General features: G+C 71.2%; 16 protein-coding genes and 1 pseudogene. 9 read left to right on the top strand and 8 right to left on the bottom strand.

The genetic code is table 11. The annotated features are described in order from the left end of the window. On the top strand, positions 1-1620 hold a 1620-nt coding region (gene cydC, locus ACJJVL_RS03550), incomplete at its 5' end, for a thiol reductant ABC exporter subunit CydC (protein ID WP_405216937.1). 148 nt (positions 1621-1768) lie between these two features. Here the strand turns inward: cydC and ACJJVL_RS03545 are convergent. Continuing rightward, positions 1769-2617, bottom strand: a complete 849-nt coding sequence (locus tag ACJJVL_RS03545) for a M56 family metallopeptidase (protein WP_405216936.1) — start codon at positions 2615-2617, stop codon at positions 1769-1771. An 8-nt stretch (positions 2618-2625) separates the two neighbouring features. Next, positions 2626-2982, bottom strand: coding sequence for a BlaI/MecI/CopY family transcriptional regulator (locus ACJJVL_RS03540; protein ID WP_405216935.1), 357 nt, complete (start codon positions 2980-2982; stop codon positions 2626-2628). Between the two features lie 183 nt (positions 2983-3165). Between ACJJVL_RS03540 and ACJJVL_RS03535 the strand changes: the two genes are divergently transcribed. Further along, positions 3166-4797, top strand: a complete 1632-nt coding sequence (locus ACJJVL_RS03535; RefSeq protein ID WP_405216934.1) for a cytochrome ubiquinol oxidase subunit I — start codon at positions 3166-3168, stop codon at positions 4795-4797. A gap of 26 nt (positions 4798-4823) precedes the next feature. After that, positions 4824-5882 (top strand): cytochrome d ubiquinol oxidase subunit II, encoded by a 1059-nt coding sequence (gene cydB / locus ACJJVL_RS03530; protein ID WP_405216933.1) that lies wholly within the window; start codon positions 4824-4826, stop codon positions 5880-5882. A gap of 128 nt (positions 5883-6010) precedes the next feature. Here the strand turns inward: cydB and ACJJVL_RS03525 are convergent, their stop codons facing one another. Next, positions 6011-6133 (bottom strand): hypothetical protein, encoded by a 123-nt coding sequence (locus ACJJVL_RS03525; RefSeq protein WP_405216932.1) that lies wholly within the window; start codon positions 6131-6133, stop codon positions 6011-6013. Positions 6134-6222: 89 nt separating this feature from the next. Between ACJJVL_RS03525 and ACJJVL_RS03520 the strand changes: the two genes are divergently transcribed. The 5 genes from ACJJVL_RS03520 to ACJJVL_RS03500 all read left to right on the top strand — a co-directional run bounded on the left by ACJJVL_RS03520 (position 6223) and on the right by ACJJVL_RS03500 (position 10026). Further along, on the top strand, positions 6223-6702 hold the full coding sequence (locus tag ACJJVL_RS03520; RefSeq protein ID WP_405216931.1) for a putative toxin-antitoxin system toxin component, PIN family: 480 nt from the start codon (positions 6223-6225) through the stop codon (positions 6700-6702). A 35-nt stretch (positions 6703-6737) separates the two neighbouring features. After that, a complete protein-coding gene (locus ACJJVL_RS03515; protein WP_405216930.1) occupies positions 6738-7130 on the top strand; it encodes a hypothetical protein in 393 nt (130 codons plus the stop codon). Between the two features lie 92 nt (positions 7131-7222). Further along, positions 7223-8377: an NAD(P)/FAD-dependent oxidoreductase gene (locus tag ACJJVL_RS03510; RefSeq protein ID WP_405216929.1), complete on the top strand. Its 1155-nt coding sequence runs from the start codon at positions 7223-7225 to the stop codon at positions 8375-8377. Beyond that, a complete protein-coding gene (gene folP, locus ACJJVL_RS03505) occupies positions 8374-9255 on the top strand; it encodes a dihydropteroate synthase (RefSeq protein WP_405216928.1) in 882 nt (293 codons plus the stop codon). The genes ACJJVL_RS03510 and folP overlap by 4 nt, the downstream gene beginning before the upstream one ends. A gap of 6 nt (positions 9256-9261) precedes the next feature. Beyond that, entirely contained in the window at positions 9262-10026 is a 765-nt protein-coding gene (locus ACJJVL_RS03500; RefSeq protein ID WP_405216927.1) for a pyrimidine reductase family protein, read from the top strand. A 57-nt stretch (positions 10027-10083) separates the two neighbouring features. Here ACJJVL_RS03500 and ACJJVL_RS03495 read toward each other — a convergent pair whose 3' ends face one another. The 5 genes and pseudogenes from ACJJVL_RS03495 to ACJJVL_RS03475 form a co-directional block, all read right to left on the bottom strand. Further along, positions 10084-10299 carry a DUF2945 domain-containing protein gene (locus ACJJVL_RS03495; protein ID WP_405216938.1) on the bottom strand — a complete coding sequence of 72 codons (216 nt, stop codon included), beginning with the start codon at positions 10297-10299 and terminating at the stop codon, positions 10084-10086. Between the two features lie 342 nt (positions 10300-10641). Continuing rightward, a pseudogene (locus tag ACJJVL_RS03490) lies at positions 10642-11070 on the bottom strand (sucrase ferredoxin); the annotation flags it as partial. Between the two features lie 224 nt (positions 11071-11294). Then, positions 11295-12530, bottom strand: coding sequence for a cupin domain-containing protein (locus ACJJVL_RS03485; RefSeq protein WP_405216926.1), 1236 nt, complete (start codon positions 12528-12530; stop codon positions 11295-11297). Further along, the gene (locus ACJJVL_RS03480) at positions 12527-12784 is read right to left on the bottom strand and encodes a BatC protein (RefSeq protein ID WP_405216925.1); all 258 of its coding nucleotides are present in this window, start codon (positions 12782-12784) and stop codon (positions 12527-12529) included. Before ACJJVL_RS03480 ends, ACJJVL_RS03485 begins: the two co-directional genes overlap by 4 nt. Positions 12785-12875: 91 nt before the next feature. Next, entirely contained in the window at positions 12876-13517 is a 642-nt protein-coding gene (locus ACJJVL_RS03475) for a dihydrofolate reductase family protein (RefSeq protein ID WP_405216924.1), read from the bottom strand. A 142-nt stretch (positions 13518-13659) separates the two neighbouring features. Here ACJJVL_RS03475 and ACJJVL_RS03470 point away from each other — a divergent pair, with 142 nt between their 5' ends. Beyond that, entirely contained in the window at positions 13660-14616 is a 957-nt protein-coding gene (locus ACJJVL_RS03470) for a class II glutamine amidotransferase (RefSeq protein ID WP_405216923.1), read from the top strand. Positions 14617-14809 lie beyond the last annotated feature (193 nt).

Here is a 14809-nt window from a genome sequence, read left to right as displayed (position 1 = left end):
ACCCCCCGCCTCAAGCTCCGCACCCTCCTCCGCCCCCACCTCGGCAGCTGGCTCGCTTCCATCTCGCTCGCCTCGATCGCCGTCGCGATGGGCCTCGCGCTCACCGCCGTCTCCGGATGGCTGATCGTGCGCGCCACCATCGAGGAGCACATCATGGTGCTGATGGTCGCGATCGTGGGCGTGCGCGCGTTCGGCATCTTCCGCTCGGTCGGCCGCTATGCCGACCGGCTCGTGACGCACGACGCCGCGTTCCGCGTGGTCGACGACCTGCGGCTCCGCCTGTGGCGCGCGATCGCCGCGCGCGGCGCCGGCTCACGACGGCTGCTCGAGGGCGGTGCGCCCCTCGACTACCTGGTGACGCTCGCCGACGACCTGCGCGATCAGCTGCCGCGCGTGCTGCCGCAGATCGGCGTGGGTGCTGTCGTGATCGCGGGCACTATCGTCACCACGGCCTTCGTCGCACCGCAGCTCACCGTGATCGTGGCACTCGTGCTGGTGCTCGCGACCGCGTTCGCCACCGCCGCTGCGATCGCCGCCGAGCGCGGCGCCGGGAGCGACCGCGTTGCCGCCCGCTCCGAGCTCGTCCGGGGTACGGCAGCCCTTGCCTCCGCCTCCCCCGATCTCCGCGCCAACGGCGTGGCCGTCGTCGCGCTCACCCAGCTGGACGAGGCAGCCGAGCGGCTTGCGAGCGCCGAGCGGCGCGCGGCGTGGGCCGCGGGGCTCGGCGCGGCGATCGTGACGGCAGCCGCGAGCACCCTGGCCTTCCTGGTGCCCGTGCTCGCTCCCGAGCTCTCCGCCGAGGGCGCTGCCGTCATTGCACTGCTGTCGCTCGCGCTGCTGGAGCCGCTCACGGATCTGGTCGGCGCCGTGCACCGGATCCCCGCACTGCGCGCAGTGCTCGCGAGGCTGGGGCCCGTGCTGCGGCCGGCACCACGGCCCGATTGGGGCGAGACCACGCCGGCATCACCGGTCACCGCTGTGGAGCTTTGCGGCGTCGCCGTGCGCTATCCGGGCATGCCGCACGCGGCGGTGACGCACGTCGACGGAGCGGCCACGGCGACGCGCTGGCTCGTGCTCGACGGCCCATCGGGCTCCGGCAAGTCGACGCTGCTCTCGGCGATCATGGGGGCGCTGCCGGTCGAGCGCGGCGACATCCGCGCCGAAGGCACGCCGTTGACCGAGTTCGACGAGCACGAGTGGCGCACGAAGGTCGCATGGTGCCCGCAGGATGCCTACGTGTTCGACTCCACCCTGCGCGGCAACCTGTTGCTCGCGCGTTCCCGCGCCGACGCGCCCGACGAGCGCGCGCTGCGTGCCACGCTCGAGCGCTCCGGCCTCGCACCGCTGCTCGGCACGCTCGCCGACGGTCTCGACACCCGCGTCGGCGCAGGGGGCTCCGCGCTCTCGGGCGGCGAGCGCCAGCGGCTCGCTGTCGCCCGCGCGCTGCTGACGCGGGCCGACGTGATCCTGCTCGACGAGCCCACCGCCCACCTCGACGCCCCCACGGCCGCGGCCATGATGGCCGACGCGCGTGCCGCGACGGCCGACCGCGTCGTCGTGCTCGTCTCGCACCGCGAGGCCGACCGCCACCCGACCGACGCCGTCGTCACCCTCCCCTGACCGCCCCGTTCTTCAACCGAGCGCCTGGTCTCAGAACTCAATGCTTCGCCTGCCAGACCAAGGAGTCGGTTGACGAGCGGGTCCACGAGCGAGACGCGACATGTGCGCGTGGCGCCGGCCACGCGCGAGCCGGCGGTAGCGGTCGTTGCTACGGCGCGAGCCGGCGGAAGCGGTCGCTGCCGCGGGTCGAGCCTGCGGTCGCGGTGTCGGGCTCTGCCCCCGGCACCCCGTGCGCGCCGACCTGCAGGATCGCTCGGGCGAGCACGGGATCGCGCACCTCGCGCCGGGCGTGGTCGTCGGCGAGCATCTCGACGAGGGCCGCGACCTCCGTGTCGGCGAGCGCCGCGACCGGGAACCACGGCAGCGCAGAGCGCCAGGCGCGGAACGCGAGCAGCAGGATGTCGTGCCGCTGCTCCACATGCGCGCGCTCATGCGCGATCACGGCCACGAGCTCGTCGGCGTCCAGCCGATCCAGCAGCCCTTGCGACAGCACCGTCACCGAGCTCACTCCGCGCGGCAGGCAGTAGGCGACCGGCACCGCGTCGTCGAGCACGCGCGTGCGCGCCCTGGTCGGGTGCGGCGCCGTCAGCATGTCGAGCAGCGCCAGGTGCCGGTGCCGCTGCCGGGTGACCTGCACGATCGTGACGGCGAGGTGCGTGAGCAGGTACAGCGCCAGCAGCCCTGCGGGGATGAGCGCCAGCCACGGCTGCTGCGGCCAGGCCGCGAGCCCCGTGAGCGCGAGCGCTCCGATCATCGACATGCCACCGGCGAGCCCCACCCCCTGCCACACGAGCAGCGCCGCAACCGGCGAGCGCATCGGCCACTCGGCGCGCGCCAGCCACACCGGCACCGGCCAGGCCAGCAGCAGCGACGCCAGCCACAGCATCGCCGCGGCCCACACGAGTGCGCCCACCGGCACCACCAGCTGCGGCACCACCAGCTGCGGCATGACGAGCACGCCGTCGGGCGCACTCGCGGCCGGCAGCACCCCGATCACGGCCGCCGTCAGCTCGCGTCGCGCAGGAGCCGACGCAGCACCTCGGCGTCCTCATCCGAGACGCTGCCGACGAAGCGCTCGAGCACCGCCATGCGGTCGCGCGATTCGCCCAGCACCTCGTGCATGAGCTCCGCCACGTGGTCGGCGCGAGAGGCAACGGACGCGTAGCGGTACGGGCGCGCGGTGCGCTCGGAGGAGACGAAGCCCTTCTTCTCCAGCCGCGACAGCACCGTCAGCAGCGTGGTGGCCGCAAGTGCGCGGCCGCGCTCCTGCAGCAGAGCCTGAACGTCATACGCGGTCAGCGGCGCGGGTGCATCCCAGACGGCATCCATGACCGCGCGCTCCAACTCGCCGAGCGTGCTCATGCGCCACCTCCGAAACCATCCTGCGTGCCTCGAGCGTCGAGGCAGGGCATCCTCACGGATGCCGCTGCCCGTGATTCTGCCGGCAGTCGAACTGCTTCGCACCCGTGTCGAAGTAGTTCTACGTCATGTAGAATTGGGGGTGGCGGCCACCACCGCCGATCAGGCTCGCGAAGGAGTTCCGGCGTGGACGTTCTCGACATCGCCAGATGGCAGTTCGGCATCACCACCGTCTACCACTTCATGCTCGTGCCCCTCACCCTGGGGCTCGGCATGGCGATCGCCATCATGCAGTCGCTCTGGGTGCGCACCGGCGACGAGAAGTTCCTGCGCATGGTGAAGTTCTGGGGCAAGCTCTACCTGATCAACTTCATCCTCGGCGTCGCGACGGGCCTGGTGCAGGAGTTCCAGTTCGGCATGGCCTGGAGCGAGTACTCCCGCTTCGTGGGCGACGTCTTCGGCGCCCCGCTCGCGCTCGAGGGGCTGCTGGCGTTCTTCGCCGAATCGACCTTCCTCGGCATCTGGATCTTCGGCTGGGGCCGCTTGCGCAAGAGCCTGCACCTCGCGGCGCTGTGGTGCGCGGTGATCGGCTCATGGCTCTCGGCCTACTTCATCATCGTCGCCAACTCGTGGATGCAGCACCCCGTCGGCGTCGAGCTCATCGATGGCCGCCCCGTGATGACCGACGTGTGGGCGGTGCTCACCAACAGCACCGCGCTCGCCGCCGTCACGCACACCATCTTCGGCGCGCTCATCGTCGCCGGCATGTTCCTCATCGGCATCAGCTGGTACCACCTGTGGCGGCGGCGCCACGACGGCATCGACACCGTGGTCGCCCTCGACGCCGGCGCCCGGCGCGGCGGCCTCCTCGGCCGACTGACGGATGCGCCAGGTCGCGTCGTCGTCGGTGAGGCGCCGAGCGTCGTCGGCCGGGACAAGGCCGACCACGGCGTCTGGCTGTGGTCGCTGCGCTTCGGAGCGGTCATGGCCATCGTGGCCTTCGGCGGCACCGGGCTCACCGGTGACTGGCAGGCCAAGCTCATGTACGAGCAGCAGCCGATGAAGATGGCCTCCGCCGAGGCCGCCTGTCACACGGGCTCGTCGTTCTCGATCCTCTCCATCGGCGACCCGGGCGCGACTGACTGCACGCAGGTGGTCACGCTCATCGAGATCCCGGGCCTGCTGGGATTCCTCGGCACCGGCGAGTGGGGCGCCGACATGCCCGGCATCTCCGACCTCGAGGTGCAGTACCAGAACCAGTACGGCGAGACCGTGCCGAACGAGGCGATCTACGGCGAGCTCGCAGGCACCGACGTGCAGTACGTGCCGCCGATGTGGGTCACCTACTGGGGCTTCCGCCTCATGATCGGCCTGGGCGGCATCACGGCCTTCGGCGCGCTGGTCGCGCTGTGGCTGACCCGTCAGGGGACGGTGCCGCGATCGCCCTGGATCATGCGCCTGGCCATCCTCGGCATCCTCGCGCCCTTCGCGGGCAACATCGCCGGCTGGATCTTCACCGAGATCGGCCGCCAGCCCTTCGTTGTCGCCCCGAACCCCGACCCCTCTGGCATCGACGGCGTGTTCATGTTCACGGCCGCGGCGGTCTCCGGCGGCGTCACCGCTGGCGAGATGCTCTTCTCCGTCATCACGCTGACGGCCGTGTACGCGGCGCTGATGGTGGTGGAGCTCGGCCTGCTCGTGACCTACGTGCGCGGCGGTGTCGCGAGCGCCATGCCGGAGCTCGCACCCAAGCACGACGAGCACGACGATCCCGACCGACCGGGCGGCGACCACGACGTGCTGTCGTTCGCGTACTGAGCCGCCAGAGCATCCAAGGAGCCATCATGGAACCGCTTGCCGTCACCTGGTTCGTCATCATCGCCGCGCTGTGGATCGGCTACCTGCTGCTGGAGGGGTTCGATCTCGGCGTCGGCATGCGGATGCTGTTCAGCACCCGCGACGAGCGCGAGCGTCGCGTCATGCTCAACACCATCGGCCCCGTCTGGGACGGCAACGAGGTGTGGCTGATCACCGCGGGCGCCGGCACGTTCGCCGCCTTCCCGCTCTGGTACGCATCGCTGTTCTCGACCCTCTACCTGCCGCTCACGATTGCGCTTGTCGGCCTCATCGTGCGCGCCGTCTCGATCGAGTGGCGCGGCAAGGTGCACACCGAGCGCTGGCGGGAGCTCTGGACGGCGGGCATCGGCGTCGGCTCCCTCATCGCCGCCTTCTGCATCGGCGCCATGCTCACGCTCACCTCGCTCGGCCTGCCGATCGACGCGAACGGCGACCGCGTCGGCGGACCGTTCGTCTGGCTGACGGCGCCGGCGATCCTCGGTGGGCTCGCGGTCGTGGGCTTCTCGCTCGCGCACTCCGCGACCTTCCTCGCGCTGAAGGCCGACGGACCCGTGCGCGAGCGCTCGGCGGTCTTCGCGGCCCGCTGGGCACCGCTGTGCCTGGTGCCGGCTGCCGTGTGGGCCATCTGGGTGCAGCTCGAGCACGGCGGGAATGCGGTCTCCTGGGCGGCCGTCGTGCTCGCGGTCGCCGCCGCGGCATTCGGCATCGTCCAGGCTCGTCGCCGCAAGGAGGGCCTCGCCTTCACCGGCTACGCGGGCTTCGGCCTGTTCGGCACGGCGGCGATCTTCGCCGGCATGTTCCCGCGGGTGCTGCCCTCGACGATCGATCCGGCCTTCGACCTGACGCTCATGAACGCGGCCAGCGGCCCCTACACGCTCGGCGTCATGACGATCGTCGTGGCTGTCAGCCTGCCGATCATCCTCGCCTACCAGGCGTGGAGCTACTGGATCTTCCGCCAGCGGGTGACGCCGGGCATGATCCCCGACGCGCACATCGTGCTGCCGGCGATCCTGCGCGACAAGGATGCGGTGCAGCCGGGCGGCTGATCTGTGCTCCGGTACTCGACGAGATCGAACCGTTGTGGCGCAGCACCCGGATCGCTAGGGTGAAGTGCGTTGATTATGGATAGGCAACTGGAGGACAGATGAGCGCAAAGACAGTCGGCATCGCCGTTTCAGACGACCTGCGCCCAGCCCTCGACGAGGTCGTGCAGCACTTCGGGCACGGAAACCGTAGCGAGTTCCTGCGCCTCGCCGTTCGCGAGTATCAGTCCCGGCTCCGAGTCGAGCGGCTTCACGCGATTCGAGAGCAGGCGAGAACCGAGCGTGGAGGGCGGCGCTACTCCACCGACGAGGTACTGGAGCTCATCCGAGAGTCCGCCTCCTCGTGATCGACCCGGCGACCGCGGTCGTCTTCGACGTCAACATCTACCTCGACTACATCCTCGGTGACGATGGCAGTTGGCCGCTGCTCCCCGAGGTCCCGCCGACGACGGCCAACCCGGCCGCAGACGCCGTTTCGCTCGCGTTCACGGCGCGCTTCCGCTTGTTCACCTCTCCCCACATCCTGCGGAACATCGCTCGCGTCATGCGCAACGTCGGGCAGAGCGAATCGACCATCGAGGCGTTCGTCGCCGCAGTCACGGAGATGTGCGACTTCTCCGGCGGTGCGGTCATCGAGCCGGTCGCGCTGCACCATGGCGTCGCAGACTACGAGGACAACCTCATCGTCGCGCTCGCGAAGGACTCCGCGGTCGACGCGCTCATCATCGTGACCAGCGACCATGATCTCCTCGATCTGGGGCCCGCCTGGCACGGGCGGCTGGTCATGCCACCCCGCGATTTCGTTCGCAGGGTCGTCGCCTGATGGCCACGTCGGTCAGGCGCCGCTACCGTTGAGCCGTGCAGCCGATCGACGCAGCCGCCGGCATCGGTGAGCTCATGTCCTGGCTCTGCCTCGTGCCCGGCATCCCGCTGCTGCTCGCGGGCTCTCTGCTGCGCGCATCCGGCGGCACCTGGTCGCCGACACGCATCGCCGTCGTGCCGGTCGGCGACCGGGCGCGCGCCCGCTGGTACGCCGGCGGTGGGTTCCACGAGCGCATGCTCTCGAGGAACGAGCAGCTACGACTCGACGACGCGGACGAGCAGGATGCGCAGGTGAGCGACCGACACCCCTCGCGCATGCGACTGTCGGGCCCCCGCGCCGCGGAGCGCCTGCTGCTGCTCGTCGGCGGGGTGCTGACGGCCCTCGGCCTGGCCGCCTTGCTCGTCTCGCTGCTGCCGCTCGTGCTCTGACGCGCCGTTTCATTGACGGAACGATGCTTCGGGTGTTCGATCGAAGGACGGCCGGGCCTCGTATGACCGGGCCTTGCAGAAGGGTCGGTGTCATGAGCATCGTCATCATCGGGGCAGGTCTGGCAGGCGCGACCGCTGCGACCGAGTTGCGCGCGCAGGGCTACGACGGCGAGATCGTGCTGGTCGGCGCCGAACCGACGCCGCCCTACGAGCGGCCGCCGCTATCGAAGGGCTACCTGCTCGGCAAGGACGCGTTCGACTCGGCGCTCGTCCACGAGCAGCCCTGGTACCTCGAGCACGACATCGACCTGCGGCTCGGCACCCGCGCGACCGCCATCGACCGCGAGCGCCGCATCGTGCGCCTCGAGCCGGCCGGCGGCGGGCCATCGGCCGAGGTCAGCTACGACGCCCTGCTGCTCGCCACCGGAGCCACTGCTCGTCAGCTCGACATGGGCGACGACGTCGGCGAGTTCCTGACGCTCCGCTCCGTCGAGGACAGCACGCGGCTCAAGGAGGCGTTCCGATCCGGCACCAAGGTGGCGATCGTCGGTGCCGGGTGGATCGGCCTGGAGGTGGCGGCAGCAGCCCGCGAGGCGGGCTCCGACGTGACCGTGTTCGAGACCGCCGCCCTGCCGCTCGAGCGCGTGCTGGGGCCCGAGGTCGCCACGGTCTTCGCCGACCTGCACCGCGGTCACGGCGTCGATCTGCGCCTGAGCACCACGGTGACGCCTGCGGATCTCGCCGACGCGGACGTGCGCATCGCCGCGATCGGCGTCACCCCCGACGTGGAGCTCGCGGCATCGGCCGGGCTCGAGATCGCCACTCGCGAGCAGGGCGGGGGCGTGCTCGTCGACGCGATGCTGCGCACCTCCGATCCGCGGGTGCTGGCGATCGGCGACATCGCCAACCACGACCACCCGGTGCTCGGCAGGCGCATCCGCGTGGAGCACTGGGATACGGCGATCGAGCAGGCGAAGGTCGCCGCTCGCAACCTGGCCGGGGCCGACGAGCCCTACGAGCGCCTCCCCTACTTCTTCACCGACCAGTACGACCTCGGCATGGAGTACGTCGGCAGCGTCGGGCCCGACGGCTACGACCGGGTGGACATCGAGGGCTCCACGGATGTGCTGGCGGGCGATGCCTTCCGCGCCTTCTGGGTGCGCGGCGGCACGGTGGTCGCCGCCATGCACGCGAACGACTGGGATGCGTCCGACGCGATCCGCGACAGCATCGGCAGCCGCCGGTGAGCGCGCGCCGCATCGGCGGCCGCGAGTTCGACCTCGATCGCAGGATCGTCGTGATGGCGATCGTCAACCGCACGCCCGACTCCTTCTTCGACCAGGGCGCGACCTTCGCGCTCGACCGCGCCGTCGCGCACGCGCTGCGGGCGATCGAGCTGGGCGCCGACTGGGTCGACGTCGGCGGCGTGCCCTTCGGCCGCGGCCCGGCGGTCTCCGTCGAGGCCGAGATCGATCGGGTCGTGCCCGTCGTCGAGGCGGTGCTGGCCGTGCGGCCGGGCGCCGTCATCTCGGTCGACACCAACCGCGCCGCCGTCGCTCGCGCGGCGATCCGGGCGGGCGCCGCGGTCGTGAACGACACCAGCGGTCTCGCCGACCCCGAAATGGCGGGCGTCATCGCCGAGGGCGGCGCGCACGTCGTCATCACCCACAGCGTGGGCCCGCCCAGGCAGGAGAAGCCCCCTGCCCGCTTCGATGACGTGGTCGACGAGGTGCGCGCCTTCCTGCAGGAGCGCGTCGGCCGCGCGGAGGCCGCGGGCATCCCCCGTTCCCGCATCATCATCGACCCGGGCCATGACCTCGACAAGAACACCCTGCACTCCCTCGAGCTCACCCGCCGGCTGCACGAGCTGGGCGGCCTGGGGCTGCCGCTGCTGGTCGCGGTCTCGAACAAGGATTTCATCGGCGAGACGCTCGACCGCCCGAAGCACGAGCGGCTCGCGGGTTCGCTCGCGGCGCTGACCGCCTGCATCCTCGCCGGTGCCCGGATCGTGCGGGTGCACGACGTCGCGCAGTCCGTGGACGCCGTGCGGATGACCGAGGCGATCCTGGGGCTGCGACCGCCAGCTCGGCTCGAGCACAACACCCATCCGACCCTCAACGTCTGAGCGATCATGCCCCCTTCCACGACCGTGCCCATCGACCGCCTGTGGCCCGAGCCCGCCGGCGCCGTCGACGACGCCTCGCTGCTCGAGACCTACGCCTTCCCGCCCGACCGCTCGTGGCTGCGCATGAACTTCATCGCTAGCCTCGACGGCGCGGTGACCCGCGAGGATCGCTCCGGCGGCCTGGGCGACGCCGCCGACCGCCGGGTGTTCGACCTGCTGCGCAGACCGGCGCACGCCGTGCTGGTGGGCGCGGGCACGGTGCGCGCCGAGGGCTACGGCCCCATGCGGCTGCATGCCGCAGACGAGGCATGGCGCGCGGCGCACGGGCTGCCGGACCAGCCCGTCTTCGCGCTCGTGACCCGATCGCTCGAGCTCGACCCCGACTCGACGGTGTTCACCGATGCGCCCGTGCGCCCCGTCGTCTACACCGTGGATGCTGCACCTGCCGATCGCCGGAAGGCGCTCGCGCGCGTGGCCGACGTCGTCGCGGTCGGCGAGACGGATGTCGATCCGACGCGCGTGCGCGACGACCTCAGCGCCCGCGGGCTGCAGCACATCCACGCCGAGGGCGGCCCGAGCGTGTTCGGCGCGTTCCTCGCCGCAGGAGCCGTCGACGAGCTCTGCCTCACGCTCGCCCCCACGCTCGAGGGTGGCGACGCGGGCCGCATCGCTCGCAGTGCTGGGGCGACGCCGACCGCCATGGCGCTCGCCGCCGTGCTGCGCTCGGGCGACGAGCTGCTGCTGCGCTACACGCGAGCGACGGGCAGCTGACCGGCGCGACGCTGCGGCGCGGCCTGCGTCGCGTGCAGCAGAAGCGGGTGCACCGCGTCAGCCCTGGAGCTTGCGGAGCGCCGAGCCCTTGTGGGCGGCGATGTGATCGGTCTTGTCGCTCTTGATCTCATACTGCGGCTCATCGTCGCTCGCGCGGCGCGTATGACCCTTGTAGTCGAAGTCGCTCGTGTGCACCGCCGTGATCGTGCCCGAGACCCGGCCCGCCTCCGAGTTCCAGCTGACGTGGTCGCCTACCTCGTATCGCTCGCTCATCGCCCCATCTTGGCTCTCCGGCGCGCGTTCGTCCACGGCGACGGTCACGGCGCTCAGGGTGAAGGTGCGCACTCGCGCGGGAATCGTCGCAGCACACGTGCTCAGGATCGGTTCGGAGAGCGCCTCCTGCAGCTCGACGGTGACCACCGTGGTGCCGGGTGTCGCGTCTTCGGCAGGAGTGCCGTCAGCGGCGTCGTGGCGGAGCCGCACCGTCCAGGCGCCATCCACGTCTGTGGAATCGATCAGCGTGAAGGCGTCGATCCGGTCGTCCTCTGTGGCTTCGGCCGCGTGGCTGCAGGCGGCCTGCACGACGTTCGGGAGCGACGCGCGCCCCCGGAAGAAGCGCTGCTCGATGTGCCCGCGCAGGTACGCGTCCACGATCCCGACTGCGGCATCCGCGCGCACCCGGCCGAAGTGCAGCGCATGCGGGAACACCATCATCGTGGCGGCGAAGCGGTCACCGCCCAGGTGCGAGCACTCCCAGGTCTCGTCGGGGTAGGCCTCGACCAGGCTCGCGAGCGCTGGCCGCCCGCGCACCGCGCAGCATCGGTCGTGGCGGGCGTGCGTGCACACGCAGATGATGGGCGCCTCGGATGCCGTGCCGGTCGAGCCATCCAGCGGCACGTCCAGCAGCTGCTCGGGCTGCTCGACCTGCCCCCATCGCGTGGATTCCGTGCCGGGGCGCGCATCCACGATCGCCCAGCGCCACACGTGCTGCGCCCGGCGCTCGTCGGCACGGCGGCCCGGCCGGCGGATGGCGAGCGGCCGCATGCCGGCACCCTCGATGCGCCGCACCAGGCGACGGGCGAGCCCGGGTTCGAGCCGGGACTGCAGCAGCGCATGGTCGCCCCAGGAGCCATCGACCTCGACGAGGAACCAGCGCTCGCCGAAGCCGCTCGTGCCGGCAAGCGGGTCACCGCGCTCGAGCGACCGATCGCTGCACGGCTGCCAGGCGCCCGGCGCCGAGCGCGCCGCCTGCCGAGCTGCTGCGTTGGTCACGCGAGCACCAGGATCGCTTCCCGGAGCAGCCGACGCGCGACCACGAGCGAGGATGCCTCGTCGAGGCCAGGCAGGCTCCCAGCCTCCCAGGCGTCGCCGCGATGCAGCGCACCGAGCGCCTCGGCCGCCTCGGCCGGCAGCGTCACGGTCGTCGAACCCAGCTCGATGCGAACATCGGTGCCGTCGGTCGCGATCCGTGCCTGGAGCCCCGGGCGCCACGCCAGGAGCGTGTGCGCGTCGAGCGCTCCGAGCGCGTCGATCGTGGCGAGCGGCCGGATGGGGGCGGCACGCGCCGGGCTGCGCGACGCACCGAGACGCGTGGCGACCGCATCGATGAGCGCTGGGGCGGCAAGGCCCGCGGTGAGCTCGGCGATCGTCGCTTCGACTTCGTCGCGCGCGGCATCCGAGCCCGGCTCGCTCGCGCCGAGCGGCAGCGATCGCCGCAGGCTCGCACTGCCCGCGAGCTCGGCGAGCAGTTCGCGCGCGACGTCGTAGCGGGTGCGGCTGGAGATCCCGATCGTGACGTGGATCGAGGTGCCGCCAAGCGCGGTCGCCGAGTGGATCCAGCCGCGCGGCAGGTAGAGCACGTCGCCTGGCGCCAGCGTCTGCTGGAGATGAGGCGCGCCCGCGGCGCGCTCGGCGACCGCGTCGCGATGGTCGGACCACGGCTGCCCTGGCAGCGGATCCGGGTGCACCGGGTCGTGGATCGTCCACGCCTTCTCGCCGTGGACCTGCATGACGAACACGTCGTGCACGTCGTAGTGCGGGTCGAACCCGCGCGAGGATGCCGGCGTGATGTAGGCGTTGGCCTGGCAGCTGCGGCCCAGGTCGGCGTCCAGCTGCCGGATGAACTCGGCGAGCGCCGGCCAGGTGCGATGCAGTCCCTGCAGCACGAGCGTCGAGCCGTCGGCGAGCTCGCTGAGCACCTTCGCCGAGTCCAGCTGATCGGCGACCTCGGCGCCGTATCCGCCGCCGGACGTGTACCGGGCTGGGGCGAGCACCGCCCCCTCGCGGGCCATCCGCACGAACGGGGTGCGCACCGCACGGTCGGCGACCAGCTCGTCGACGGCGTCGAGGCTGAACAGGTCGGAGAAGCCCTCGCCCCGCTGCGCGACCGTGCTCAGCAGCGGCCGCTGTCCCCAGTGCTGCTCGGCGAACGCCTCGGCGGACACGCCGGTGAGACGGGAGAGCGCGGGCCGGTCACCCGACCCGCGCTGTGCGTGAGGCGTCAAGCCGAGCCGTCCGCGCCGCCGTCGTGGCCGTCGGGGTTGGCCCCGCCATCGGCAGTGCCCTCGCCCTGCGAGGCGCTGCCATCCGCGCCACCATCGTGGCCGTCGGGGTTCGCGCCGCCATCGGCAGTGCCCTCGCCCTGCGAGGCGCTGCCATCCGCGCCACCATCGTGGCCGTCGGGGTTCGCGCCGCCATCAGCGGTGCCCTCCCCGCCGGATCCGGTCGTGGTGGTGATGTCGTCGTCGTTGATACTCATGCGGCCTCCTTCGTTGCTGGATCCGCCGGCATGCACGAATCCACCTGCATTCGCATATCTTCCATCGGCAACGGCGCCGATGGCGACGACGCTACACGTCGCCGATGGCTGCAGGCGGGGAGTCTCCTGAACCTGCCTGCACGGGTCGGTAGCGCAGCGCGACCGCGCCAGAGCGGAACTCGTTCCGATCCACGAGCTCAAGCCGGATGCGCGCATGCAGGTCGTCGAGCAGCCGGGGTCCGTGCCCGGCGAGCACCGGCTGCACGACGAACACGTACTCGTCGATCAGCCCCTTATCGGCGAGCGCTCGCGGGAGCGCCACTCCCCCGGTGGCGAGGCCCTTGCCGGGCTGCGCCTTGAGTCGCCGGACCGCCTGGCCCAGCTCGCCACGCACGAGCTCGGCGTTCCAGTCGACGCCGCGGAGCGTGCTCGAGACGACGTGCTTCCTGGTGCGATCGATCGCCTCGGCGAACGGCAGCTCCCACGACTCCATCCAGTCCGGCCACGCACCCGAGGCGGGGCGTCGCCAGGCCGACTCCATCAGCTCGTAGGTCACTCGCCCGTAGAGCAGCGCATCCGCTCGTTCGAGCTCCGCCGTCCAGAAGCGCATCGACTCCTCGCCCGGAGGGCTCCCCGCCTCGTGGTGCACGCAGCCATCGAGCGTGACGTTGATGGCGTACCGCAGCGGCCGCGCCGGCACGGCCGGGCCGCCGACGGCATCTGCCTTGCTCATCGCACCATGATCGCGCGGGTGGGCGACGGCGTCCACGGGTGATCCACGGGGTCCACCGAACCCCGTGAGCGGCAAGGCGAGCGCTGCTCGGGCCATAGGCTGTCGAGCGTCATGCCCAAGCGACCGTCCGTGGAGGAAACCTATGTGCCGAGTGCTCGCGTTCATCGGACCGGAGACCCCGCTGGAGCAGCTGCTCCTCACGCCGACGAACAGCCTGGTCAACCAAGCGCTCGACCCTGAGCGCCACCCGGAGCTGCAGCTGGCCGGGTGGGGGTTCGGCGCATGGAGCGAGCACCTGCACAACCCGGAGGAGCCGCTCATCTACCACCGGCCCATGGCGGCCTTCTACGACGACAACCTCCCGCACATCGTTCCGAGCCTGCGCGCCCACACGATGCTTGCCCACGTCAGGGCGGCTGCCTACGACGCGAAGGTCGTGCTGGCGGACGAGAACTGCCACCCCTTCTCGTTCACCGGGAGCCCCTGGATCATCGCCCAGAACGGCTACCTGCCCAACTGGCAGCTCCTGCAGCGGGAGCTCCTGCAGCACTGCTCAGACGACTACCTGCAGCAGATGCGGGGCTCGACCGACACGGAGTTCCTCTCCGTGCTGTTGCTCTCACTGCTCGAGGGTGACAGCGACGAGGACGTGCAGCGTGCGGTCGAGCGGATGATCCAGCTGATCGCCAAGGCGATGGCGGATCTCAGCCTCCCTGGCCTGACCAAGCTGAAGCTGTCGCTGGTGTCCGCGAATCGCATCATCGGTGTCAACGCCGGTCTGGGGCTGCACGGCGAGACGAATCCGTCCGGCGACTGGGAGCAGCTGCGCGAATCCGGCCCGGGCACGGACGACTTCGACCTGTCGATGCTGCTGGAGCCGATGTACCTCCTGATGGGGCGCAACTTCGAGAAGAACGAGACCACCTACGAGTTCGAGACGTGCGAGGAGGGAGAGGCGACAGGCGCCATCTTCGCCTCCGAGGCACTGACCGACGACACCGACGGCTGGTCGCACGTCGGATTCGGCCAGATCGTGTTCCTCCACAAGGAGGGCGACACGGTGTCCAAGACTGTCGCCACGCTCTCGATGGAGGCGTGAGCAGCGCCGACCGCGCTGCCGCGCACACCGCTGCCGATACCGCACGAAGAAAGCCCCGGGCCGGTGGTGAACTGCTCCCCGGAAGTTGGACTGAGAATCTCAGTTCCGACTTCCGGGGAGTTGTCGTATGGATCGAAGAAGTTCTCTGTCTGAAGAGCAGCGCGAGGCGGCGATAGCGTGGTTCGAGCTGGGC

It is taken from the genome of Agrococcus sp. Ld7 (genome assembly GCF_045064095.1).
In the GTDB taxonomy this organism is placed as follows: Bacteria; Actinomycetota; Actinomycetes; order Actinomycetales; family Microbacteriaceae; genus Agrococcus.
The sequence above is the reverse complement of the archived record's forward strand: the minus strand, read 5'-3'. Positions and strand labels throughout refer to the sequence as shown.